The organism is Companilactobacillus paralimentarius DSM 13238 = JCM 10415, assembly GCF_001434985.1.
GTDB lineage: Bacteria > Bacillota > Bacilli > Lactobacillales > Lactobacillaceae > Companilactobacillus > Companilactobacillus paralimentarius.
Window position 1 is genome coordinate 101,879 of the sequence record NZ_AZES01000165.1, and the last position, 11,905, is coordinate 113,783.

7 protein-coding genes are annotated in these 11,905 nt (G+C 34.4%); 4 read left to right on the top strand and 3 right to left on the bottom strand.

The genetic code is table 11. The features are described from left to right. Positions 1-43: 43 nt before the first annotated feature. Positions 44-1,372: a type I glutamate--ammonia ligase gene (gene glnA / locus FD33_RS12305; protein WP_025085855.1), complete on the bottom strand. Its 1,329-nt coding sequence runs from the start codon at positions 1,370-1,372 to the stop codon at positions 44-46. Positions 1,373-1,685: 313 nt separating this feature from the next. Between glnA and guaC the strand changes: the two genes are divergently transcribed. Then, positions 1,686-2,663 (top strand): GMP reductase, encoded by a 978-nt coding sequence (gene guaC, locus FD33_RS12310; protein WP_025085856.1) that lies wholly within the window; start codon positions 1,686-1,688, stop codon positions 2,661-2,663. A gap of 382 nt (positions 2,664-3,045) precedes the next feature. Here guaC and FD33_RS12315 read toward each other — a convergent pair whose 3' ends face one another. Next, positions 3,046-3,831, bottom strand: coding sequence for a glycosyltransferase family 2 protein (locus tag FD33_RS12315; RefSeq protein WP_227005254.1), 786 nt, complete (start codon positions 3,829-3,831; stop codon positions 3,046-3,048). A gap of 21 nt (positions 3,832-3,852) precedes the next feature. Next, positions 3,853-6,264, bottom strand: coding sequence for a glycosyltransferase family 39 protein (locus tag FD33_RS12320; RefSeq protein ID WP_025085857.1), 2,412 nt, complete (start codon positions 6,262-6,264; stop codon positions 3,853-3,855). A gap of 213 nt (positions 6,265-6,477) precedes the next feature. Between FD33_RS12320 and FD33_RS12325 the strand changes: the two genes are divergently transcribed. The 3 genes from FD33_RS12325 (at position 6,478) to FD33_RS12335 (ending at position 11,731) form a co-directional block, all read left to right on the top strand. Beyond that, complete coding sequence (locus tag FD33_RS12325; RefSeq protein ID WP_056956012.1) at positions 6,478-7,170, top strand: response regulator transcription factor; 693 nt, start codon at positions 6,478-6,480, stop codon at positions 7,168-7,170. Further along, positions 7,160-8,485, top strand: coding sequence for a sensor histidine kinase (locus FD33_RS12330; protein WP_162256995.1), 1,326 nt, complete (start codon positions 7,160-7,162; stop codon positions 8,483-8,485). The genes FD33_RS12325 and FD33_RS12330 overlap by 11 nt, the downstream gene beginning before the upstream one ends. Positions 8,486-8,812: 327 nt before the next feature. Continuing rightward, positions 8,813-11,731 carry a hypothetical protein gene (locus tag FD33_RS12335; protein WP_025085858.1) on the top strand — a complete coding sequence of 973 codons (2,919 nt, stop codon included), beginning with the start codon at positions 8,813-8,815 and terminating at the stop codon, positions 11,729-11,731. Positions 11,732-11,905: the final 174 nt, after the last annotated feature.

An 11,905-nucleotide genomic window follows, 5' to 3' on the forward strand; every position in this document is an offset into this window, starting at 1 on the left:
CAGCCTAAACGAAGTGAAATATAACTCCGATTTTATTCGTAATTTAATATTGTGACATGTAAGTATCTCTTTCCCATTGGGAAACTGTTTGTTGGTATCTTGCCCATTCAGCATTTTTAGCAGCAAACAAACTATTTGTTAAATCCTTACCAAGTGATTGTTGAACGTATTCATCTTTACGCAAAGCCTTAAGAGCGTTATGTAATGTTGAAGGTAAATCAACGATACCCTCTTCGCGACGTTCGTCATCAGACATATTATAAATATTATCCTTAACTTCTGGCATCAATTCGTAGTTTTGATCAATACCGTCTAGTCCAGCATCAAGGATACATGCAATTGCCAAGTATGGATTTGTTGTTGGATCTACACTTCTAATTTCAATACGTTTTGATTTACCTGATGCAGCAGGTACTCGAATCAATGGTGAACGGTTCTTACTTGCCCAAGCAATATATGTTGGAGCTTCAAAGCCTGGAACCAAACGTTTATATGAATTAACAGTTGGATTATTAATAGCGGTTAAAGCACGAGCATGTTTTAAGACACCACTCATAAATTCTTTAGCTGTATCAGATAACATATCGTTGGGATCATCAAAGATATTGTCGTCACCTTTGAATAATGACATATTGATATGCATACCTGAACCATTAATACCTTGAACTGGTTTTGGCATAAATGTTGCATATAGGTTGTTCTTTCTAGCAATTGTCTTAACCACTAATTTGAATGTTTCAATACTATCTGCAGCTGACAAAGCATCTTGATACTTAAAATCAATTTCTTGCTGTCCAGGAGCAACTTCGTGGTGACTAGCTTCAACTTCAAAGCCCATCTTTTCAAGAACAAGCACAATATCCTTACGAACATTAACACCTAAGTCGACAGGTGAAAAGTCAAAGTAACTACCATCATCATTTAAATGTAGAGTTGGATTACCTTGCTTGTCACGGTTGAATAGGAAGAATTCAGGTTCTGAACCAATATTGAAATTAGTGTAACCCATCTTTTCCATTTTCTTGATAACACGTTTAAGGTTAACACGAGGATCACCCTCAAATGGTGTGCCATCTGATTTGTAAATATCACAGATCAAACGAGCTACTTTACCATGTTCTTCTCCCCAAGGGAAAATCAACCATGTTGATAAATCTGGATGTAGTAGCATATCACTTTCTTCAATACGAGTAAATCCATCAATTGATGAACCATCAAAAGTAATCTTGTTTGCCAATACTTTATCCAATTGAGAAACAGGAACTTCAACATTCTTAATGATGCCGTTGATATCTGTAAACATTAAACAAATAAATTCAACGTTTTCATCATTTACCATTTTTGTAATATCTTCTGCAGTATAATGTTGCATTTTTTAACCACTCCTATTGTATATACCAATTTTTTGTAGACTTCTAATAAACGTTATTAATATAAGGTTCCATTAACAATATAATGATAATACCAATTACATGTTTCAGTGTCAAATATTTATCGTTATATTATTAAAAAAACTAATCAATAATAAGATATACAAATTCTTTTGTATACCAAGATTCTATCACATAATTTAATTTAGCCGAAGAATATATTTGACTTCTGAACGTGAACCAGTTAAATTATAGATACGAACGAAATCGAATATAAAAATAAAAATAGTTCGCAATTAATGGAGTGGATAATACATGCAAGTTTTTGATTATGAAGATATTCAACTAATACCGAACAAATGTATCGTAGACAGTCGTTCAGAATGTGACACAAGTATACAATTTGGACCTAAGACTTTTAAGATTCCAGTAGTACCAGCCAATATGCAAACCATCTTAGATGAAAAATTGGCTGAAAAACTAGCTGAAAATGATTATTTTTATATCATGCATCGTTTTGAACCAGCAACCAGAATTAATTTCATAAAAGACATGCAACAAAAAGGACTCTTTACTTCTATTAGTGTTGGTATCAAAGAAGATGAATTCAAGTTCATTGACCAACTAACATTACAGAACTTAACTCCTGATTACATTACAATTGACGTAGCACATGGTCACAGTGATCGTGTCATTAAAATGATTAAATACATCAAACAAAATATTCCAAACAGCTTCCTTATCGCCGGCAACGTTGGTACACCAGAGGCTGTACGTGAACTTGAAAATGCTGGAGCTGATGCTACTAAAGTTGGTATCGGGCCTGGTAAAGTCTGTATCACTAAACTAAAAACTGGCTTCGGTACTGGTGGTTGGCAATTAGCTGCTATCAGGCTTTGTGCTAAAGCTGCTAGCAAACCTATTATTGCTGATGGTGGTGTTAGAAATGACGGTGATATTGCCAAATCAATTCGTTTCGGAGCAAGCATGGTAATGATTGGTTCCCTACTCGCTGGACACGAAGAATCCCCTGGCAAGGTCATCGAAAAAGACGGTCAAAAATACAAAGCCTATTTTGGATCAGCATCCCAATACCAAAAAGGCGAATACAAAAATGTTGAAGGTAAAAGAATGCTTGTTCCTTATAAGGGTAAGATCATGGATACTCTAACCGAAATGCAACAAGATCTTCAATCTTCAATTTCTTACGGTGGTGGCAAAGATCTTCTATCACTACGTAAGGTAGATTATGTCATCGTAAAGAATTCAATTTATAATGGTGATGTTTATTAAAATATAATAATACAAAAAAAGAGGCTGACGACTGGGTGTTCGTCAGCTTCTTTTTTATGAATGGGATAGTTCATGTTCAATTTGACAAGAAAGTTGTCCATCAAACAACTTTCAACTTATCAAATTTACCATTACTGTAACACATTCTATGTTAATTAAACAGTATGAAAACTTTTTAATTTCAAAGATTAATTTTAATTTGATTAATTATTAATTTGTCGAGCATTGAATTTATGAATCCCATTGTTTCTCTCTTCAAAACCCTCTGTTTTGCTAACAATATATCTGGGACGATCATTAACTTGATCCAAAACTCTCCCGAGATAACTTCCCAATATACCAATGGCTAACATCAACAATCCAAGACTAAATAGTAAGATTGTTATTCCAACTGAAGCAGCGTTGTAATTTCGCTAGCTATCAAGTAACCTAGATAAAAAACACTACTTACTAATGGCACAATGGAAAAAATATTAACAAATTGTAATGGTTTCATAGAAAAAGATGTGATTCCATCTAATGCCAATTTAATCATCTTAGAGAGTGGATACTTAGTTTCACCAGCAATCCTCTCTTGACGATGGTACTTTACACTAGTCTGTTTGAAACCAATCCAAGTCACTTGTCCTCTAACGAATGGATCCTTTTCATGTAATTTCATCAACTGATTAACAGCCTTACGATCCATCAAACGAAAATCACCTGTATCCAAAGGCATATCGATCGTAGCTAGTTTTCTGAAGGTTCGATAAAACATTTTGGCAGTAAATTTTTTGAAAAATGTTTCACCATCACGTTGCATTCTCTTGCCATAGACGATCTCATAACCTTCATGCCATTTCTCAATCATTTGAGGAATAACTTCGGGAGGATCCTGGAGATCTGCATCCATAACAACGACTGCATCTCCCTTAGAATAATTTAATCCAGCTGTAATAGCTATCTGATGACCAAAGTTACGTGAAAACTCTACTAATTTAATGCTACTGTTTTGGGCCAGAGCACGCTTGATAATAGGAACGGACTTATCTTTTGAACCATCATCGACAAAAATCAGTTCATATCGTTCTTCTTGTTGCTCAATATAATTAAGTAACGTGTCAATGGTTACTTGAATACCAGCCTCTTCATTAAAAACTGGTAACACTATCGATATTAATTGATTCATCGTCAATCATTCCTTTCTAGCTTATTTATAAATGCTGGATAAATCATATAGGGTACCTGATTGACCAGGGCCACCCATTCCGCCGCCCATTGATGGACCACTTGATTTACCAGATTTCTTCATCTTCTTTAATTGTTTCTTAGTTAATTTCTTCGTACCAGTTGGTTTCTTCGTACCACTTGGCTTCTTCATACCACTTGGTGCACCACTATTGCCGTTAGGTGCAGTGTTACCTTTTGTACCTGATGGCTTTTTACTTGGTTTAGAACCACTTGGTGGAGTTTGACCGGATGGTGCTTTGCCACTAGCCATACTGCCACTTTGACCACTACCGTTAGGAGTTGGAGCATTAGTAGAAGAATTCTCAGTCTTCGAAGAGACTGTTACTGAACTAGATGCTACTTGGTTATTATTGGAACTACTTAATTTAACCTTCTTAGCATGTTTCTTAATCCAACTGACAATCTCGTTATTAGAGCCGCCAGTCTTACCACCAGAGTAGTAATACTTCAGCTTACCTTCTTTAACTAACTTCTTAAATTGTTTCAATGTGATAGCCTTATCGGTACCATTGAAACCACCCATTGCCATAACAGCCTTACCTGTTGCAATAATATATGGGGCGGCAGTACTAGAATCATCAGTGGCAAAAAGATATTCGGCATTACCTTGATGTTTTTCCAAATACTTAAGCAAAGTTGAATCAGTTTGGGAATTACCCATTCCGCCGCCACCACCAGCGGAAGATAATAACGATGGACCCGCACTAGGAATACCATCACTAGAACCAGCCAATGTTGGTGTTAATGACCAATAACTAGGTGCCAACATAATTAAAATTAAAGCAATTGCTGGCCAAATACGTTTATTATTTAGCTTAATAGCAATCCAAGGAAGAACAAACAGTGGGATAGAAATAATGATTCCGGCAATCAACAAGATCCATGCCAAAGTTGGATAATAATCCGTTAAATACCAGGCCTGTAGAATACTTGTTGAAAGAATTGCTAATGGCAAAAGCATTGCCCAAAGCGATTTCTCACGCCACTGTCGAATCATTGTAAAAATTCCAATTCCGGCTAAAACCGCAATGGCTGGAGCTAACATAATTGTATAGTAAGGATGGAAGAAACTAGCAACTGAGAAGAATCCAGCTACAGGAACTAACCAGCCAACCCAAAGCCAAAGTTCTTTTCTTTGAGCATTGAGTGAGTACCATTTCTTCATCTTTGAGCCACGATAGTAGGCAAAACTAGATATTAATCCAAATAAAGCAATTAATAATAACCAACTAATTTGTGGTCCCAATTCTTTTTGGAATAATCTAAATGGTCCAGCGGTACCAATATTGAAAGCACCACCACCGGCGCCACCAGTGCCTGCACCACCACCTTTTTGACTATTTCCTCCAGGTTGTCCTTGTCCTTTACTACCTGATGGTATTTTAGGTGCACCATTAGATTTACCTGATTTAGATGGTGGATTTCCCATCTTAGAACTACTTTTACTCTTAGACCCACTTGGTGGGGTCATTGATTTACTACTCTTCTTAGAACTGGACATCCCTGGAAAAGCTCCACCAGTACCAGTTGTCTGTCCTAGTAATCTCTCAGTTCCGTTATAACCAAAAGCCAACTCCAAAGCAGAGTTAGTTTCCGAGCCACCTTCATAAGGACGATTATTCGAATTAGTCATGTCGACTGACAAAGGCCAAATCAACGTGAAAATTGCCAAGAAAACCGTTGCTATAGATAAATGAACCAATTTCTTTTTCCATTTAACATCACTAGCAATCCAATAATACAAATAGAGTGCAGGTAAGACCATAAAAGCTTGTAACATTTTAATATTGAAAGAAAAACCAATTAAAGCAAAACCAATCCAGACATAGCGTTGTTGCTTACTTAAAACAGCTTTTTGAACGAACCAAACTGATAGTAACAGGAAGAATACCAATGTAGCATCCATATTATTAGTTCTTGAATCTGCTACAACGATTGGTGTCAATGTCATGATCAATGCAGCTAAACGAGCTGGAACTTTACCAAATTTTTTTTGAACCATGTTGTAAATTAGATATACCGAACCAATTCCAAATAAAATTGACGGTAAAACAACACTCCATCCATGAACTCCAAAAATTTTGGCACTGATAGTCATAAACCATAATGCTACTGGTGGTTTATCAACCGTTATAAAACCGGCCGGATCAAAACTGGCATACCAGAAATTCTTGAAACTCTTTGTCATACTAACAATTGCTGCTGTATAGAAATTATTAGCTTCACCTGCTTCCCAAATATTCCAGGCATACAAGAATGCTGCTAAAATTAAAATAGCAATCAACCAATAGTCATACTTAATATTTCTCAATTTATGTAGAAAACTATTATGTTCATTTTTTTGAACACGACTAGATTCTTTTGATTCCATCATCTATCTTCCCCTATCTCTAAAAAGCTATATTGATTAAAAAACAAATGACTGAATAAACTAGAATCGATAATAAAATCGGTTGTAAATTTTTCATCTGTTCAATTCCTTTCTTAACGACAGGAACAAGATTAGACAAACTAGCTTAAATTAAGCTTAAATTAAAATTTATGTTTTATATTTAATTGGTAGAATTTGTAAAAGGAGATTTTTATGTCAAATAATATTAGAATTTTAGTTGTAGAGGATGATGAAAATTTAGCAAGCAATATTGCTACTTTTTTATCAGATTTTTCTGAAGTTGATATTGAAAGTGATGGTTTAAGTGGAAAATTTGCTGCTACCGAAAATGTTTATGATCTAATTATTTTGGATATCATGTTGCCTGAAATGAACGGCTATGATGTGTTAAAAAATATTAGGACTGATGGCATCAACACTCCTGTTTTAATTTTGACCGCCAAAGCTGAATTAGATGATAAGGTTCATGGTTTTAATTTGGGAGCAGATGACTATCTGACTAAACCATTTCATCGTGAGGAATTATTAGTACGAGTTAAAGCTTTATTAAAAAGAAGTGGTGCTTTAACGGATGATTCCACCATTAAGATTAATAATTTGGAAGTAAATTTAAATAATCATGAAATACTTGCCGACCAACAAAAAATTGAATTAAACGTTAAAGAATATGATTTACTAGTTTATTTATTACAAAATAAAAATACTATTCTGACTAAAGATCAAATTTTTGAACGTATTTGGGGTTTTGACTCTGATACTTCAATTACAGTTGTCGAAGTTTATATGAGTAATCTACGTAAAAAATTACGTCCTTCAGGCAATGATAATTTAATCAAAACTATTAGAAATGTTGGGTATATTTTCCAAGATGAAAATGAAATCTAAACAAAGCACTATTACTCGTCGACAACAATTCAAATTATTTCTTTCAATCATGGCCGCCTTTGCCATCCTTTTCTTAACTTTGGGATTGATTATTTTTAATCTTTTTCAATCATCTACTTATAAGAGTATTGATAAAGATATTAAGATTGAAATGGCCTCTGTTAAAAAACAGCCTAGTATAAAACAGGATGATTCTCCCATGGGACCGCATAATCCAAATAATCAATTTGAAAGCAAAAAAAAGGAACCCAGTCCCAAGGCTCCTTTTCAGGCTTCAATTTTAGTTTTTGATAACAATGGCAAATTGCTAAATAAATCGAGTTTAGGAAATCGTTATTCTATACTAAAAAATATAAAATTAAATAAAAAAGCTCTTAATAAAAAACAAACTTTACTTGTTAAGAATATGAATTTCCGTTCAATATTAATAAAAGTCTCAAAAAATAATAATAATCCAATGTACGCTGGTCATTATGTTTTGATCATGCAAAACATTGATACACAAATTCAAGCTATGAATAATTTCATTAAAATTTTGTCACTCACCTTCTTCATTTTTTGGGTTATTGCTTTAGTGGTTTCTTATTTTCTAGCTCGTATTAATATGTTACCAATCGTTAAGTCCTGGAAACAACAGACCGAATTCGTCAATGATGCTGCCCACGAACTAAGAACACCTTTGACAATCATTCAAGGTAAACTAGAGTATATGCTGACTAGGCCAAATAAAAAAATCATTGACGAAGCTGAATCAATTTCAGTTTCACTTGATGAAGTTAGTCGTCTTAATAATTTAACGAATAATCTGTTAGATTTGGCAAGATTTGATCAAGCTACAACAGAACTGCATTTTGAATATACTCAACCAGAATTCTTTCTTAAAGATCCAATTGAACCCTTCAAAGATATTATCAATTCACAATCTAAGGTCTTTCAAATTAACCTTTATCACCATCCTACACTCTATTTGGATCGTGATAAAATCAAACAACTGTTAATTATTCTTTTAGACAATGCCACTAAATACACGCCTAAAAATGGAACCATCAGGATCTATGATCAAGTTGAAGGTTCTAAATATCAATTCATCATTTCTGATACTGGTGCTGGTATTCTTGACGCTGATAAGCAAAAAGTCTTCCATCGCTTTTATCGCGTTGATAAATCACGCAACCAAAGCAGTGGTGGACATGGATTGGGCTTAGCAATTGCCAAACAGATTGTAGAAAATCACCATGGTAGAATTTTTATTCAAGATAACCTACCACACGGCAGTGAGTTTGTCGTTGAATTGCCAATCAAAAAAAATCATTAAAAAAATGGCTTCCTTTACTACTTATTCCAAGCAGTATCTATTTAGAGACGTAATTACATACGCCTATTCTAAATAGATACTGCTATTTTTATTTTTAAAATTTGACAAAATTTTCGAAAGAACCACATTAATACTTATTTATCACAATTATTTTTTTTATTTCTTATATAACAACCCCTCAAAAGAACGTATTTTATTAATATTTTTAATATGTTTTTTAATATTTTGCACTTCATTTCACAAAAAAATGACTCTATTAATTTGAATCAGAAAAAAGTTATTCAGATGATAAGATATCAAAATCATGTTTGAGGGAGTGCTGCTTATATGAAAATTAAAAACATACCTTTACTATGCTTATTGTACTTTTTAAGCATTCTTTTTTTATGCTTTAAACCTACTACCACGGTTAAAGCTGCACCAATGACTGATGCTGATGTTGCAGAACAATATCAACATAAGGAAAATACCGAATTAATCATCAGTTATGTCCTAGAAGAAAAAAAAGAATTGATATTGAAGACAGATGTCAAAGATATGCTTGATATCGACGCTTTAAAAGAAGAACTTGGTGAATCCAATGTAACAGTTGATAACGAAAAATTAGAAACCACCGTTACTTTGAATAAACCTAACACCAATTCTTTCAAACTTTTCGTCAATAATAAAAAACCATTCCAATTATCTGTATTAAAGCCTAACGGTGAAAATATCTTTGATTATGAATTAAATCAACCTGAAAAGTATTCTGGTGAAACACCCGAAGTTGACGATGCTGCAGATGATGCTAGCGAAGCTGGTTGGACATTTGCAGAACATCTTCGTGTCAGCGAAGGTCCCATTAAAGAATATTCTGATGGAACTAGCACTCGCCCCTATCTTTACTTTGGGGATTATAATTATGCTATCCGTCGTGCCTCTGTCAGTGATTCCTATGAGCCTAGTGGTAAATCTCGTGTAAATAGTTTAACTGCTGCTGGTTCTGCCATTCTTTACGCCGAAAAAGGTAGTCGTATTTTGGATGGTCCTACTGCTCCAGGTAATCATATTTTTACTGATCATTACGGTGATAATCAAAAAGGAGACTATGATTCACCTGATATCATCAATATGGGTCTTTCTCCATTAGGAATCGAAGACCGTCCCAACGGATCACCCAGAACTTTTATTTCTAATGATTTATTTAACTACGTTGTATCATCAGATGGTGTCGGTGTCCCTGGTACTTCTGGCCCTAACAAACTAGGTCAAAGTTACTCTATGCTAGATACACCAAAGTTTTATTATCGAACTAATCCACAGACTGGCTTGGAAGAACAAAAAATAGTTTTCAAACAAAAAGCCTACTTTGTTGATAAAAAGCATCGTCCCAACCCAGAGATTACTACCACTATCAAACTTAGTTTCAATAAAATGGGACGTGTCGTTACCAATATTAAATTTAAAAATACTGGTAAAGAACTCTTTAAAAATTTCATTGGTTTCTCTAACCATGATCTATCATTAAATGAAGACAATAAAGAAGTTACCGATACTAAAGGTCGTCGAATTGGTAACTATTTAAAATTACGTACTTTAGGTAATGGTCGTGGTATGTACATGCAATCGGAAGACAACCGTGTACGTACTAGTTATTTCACAAATCAAACTAATGGACCTGACGCCTGGGCTGCCCGCTCTTCAAGTAGTTCTTATATAGCTACCAAAGGTTACAGTTATAATCCAGGTTTAATTGGTGTTGTTGCCTTTAGAGAAAGATATTATCCATGGAAAATTGGTAAACCTAAAGATTCTGGTTTCCCACTATATATCCCTACCAAATATCACAATAAAAAGACAAAACACTTTACCTCTCCTTACGTACCTGAACACTTATTTAATGCTTTCAATGATCAATACGATGCTGGTGACTCAAAAAGAACTGATGATGCTGGTGGAAGACTGGGAGCTGCGGAGGATGAAAGTACCTGGGACGCTGGTTTAACCATGAGAACTGCTCCACAAGATTTATCCGTTGGTAAAACAGTTGAAATGGAATATACATCTCAGATTGACGTAAAAGGAAAAACTTTTAGTCCCGTTATTCAATTAGATTTGAATGGTACTGATGATAATCCTCAAATCTTGCCAATCAGTCAAAATGAATTACCTTTAACTAGTTTGTGGTATGACTTTGATAGTACGGATGTAACAATGTACTATTCCATTGATAGTGAAGATCCTGAAGACTTCAAAGTACTATTTGATGCTAAACAATCTGATAAAGAAGCTATTGTTGGTAAACATCATGAAATCAAGGATCAAAAGGTCTCTCTTAATGATTTCAAAGAAAACAAACACAAACTTCGCTTTTATATGAAGGATAAAGAAGGCAACATTTCTAACGTCAAAGAACATGTCATTAAATTCAAAAAGCCAGCAACTGTCGAACCACAAATCAGTGTAGTTTCTCCTGGTTCTTCTAAAAAAGAACCACACAATCCGATGATGCACAAAATGACACTTGAAGGATATTGGAACGATAAAGACAGTAAGTTAATCAAAAGTATTTCTTATATAGTTGATGACGGTGAAGAAAAAACACTCAGTGAAGATTTAGATAATCCCCAATTGGGTGAATCTAATTCTTGGAAACTTGAAGATTTAGATATCAAAAATTGTAATGATTTCGATGTCCATACGATTGAAATGCGAATTGTTGATACTGAAGATCATATAGGAAATGATTTCTTCTACTTCCGCCACGTTGCAGGTAGTCTAATTTTAACGGCACCCGAACAAATTGACTTTGGTACCATCTCCGTTTCACCTACTACTGAAAGTATGACTCAACCAAAAATTGATGAAGGAAACGTCATTTTAGACGATTATCGTGAAAAAGATTCTAACCCGATTGCCATTAGCCTTTCAATGAGTAAGTTTTATCAAGAAGAGACAGAAAATCACAATGATGAAGACAACGGGGATGATTCTGGTTCCTCCAACGATCCTGATCGAAGAATCGTTGACGCTGACAGAAAGTACCTTCTTCATGATGTCTACTGGAAAAATAAAAAAGTTAATAGTAGTAACATCATTATTGGTAAATCTACTGGTAAAACCGGATTCGAATGGGAATATACTACTGACTTTACTAAACGAATTTTGAAGAATCTTAGAATTGGTTTCCGTACAGGTACTACTGGTTCTCCTGATGGTAATTATGTTAGTCACTGGACATGGCAAACTGTTGATTCAATTAAATAATAAAAAAGATGACAAAATTTACAATCCGAAAATTTCAATAACAAGTTAGCCACTTGGACAAAATAAATTGAATCCAAGTGATATCAGTATTTGAAGTTTATAAATATGTCTTTAAGCACCACAGGAACTAGCAAAGAGTTCTTGTGGCGTTTTATAGTTCAATAACTTTCTAGG

Excerpts from the sequence above, each read along its gene's own strand:
- FD33_RS12330 (WP_162256995.1), top strand. The coding sequence starts at position 7,160 with ATGAAATCTAAACAAAGCACTATTACTCGTCGACAACAATTCAAATTA.
- FD33_RS12335 (WP_025085858.1), top strand. The coding sequence starts at position 8,813 with ATGAAAATTAAAAACATACCTTTACTATGCTTATTGTACTTTTTAAGC.
- FD33_RS12315 (WP_227005254.1), bottom strand. The coding sequence starts at position 3,831 with ATGAATCAATTAATATCGATAGTGTTACCAGTTTTTAATGAAGAGGCT.
- FD33_RS12320 (WP_025085857.1), bottom strand. The coding sequence starts at position 6,264 with ATGGAATCAAAAGAATCTAGTCGTGTTCAAAAAAATGAACATAATAGT.
- glnA (WP_025085855.1), bottom strand. The coding sequence starts at position 1,372 with ATGCAACATTATACTGCAGAAGATATTACAAAAATGGTAAATGATGAA.
- FD33_RS12325 (WP_056956012.1), top strand. The coding sequence starts at position 6,478 with ATGTCAAATAATATTAGAATTTTAGTTGTAGAGGATGATGAAAATTTA.
- guaC (WP_025085856.1), top strand. The coding sequence starts at position 1,686 with ATGCAAGTTTTTGATTATGAAGATATTCAACTAATACCGAACAAATGT.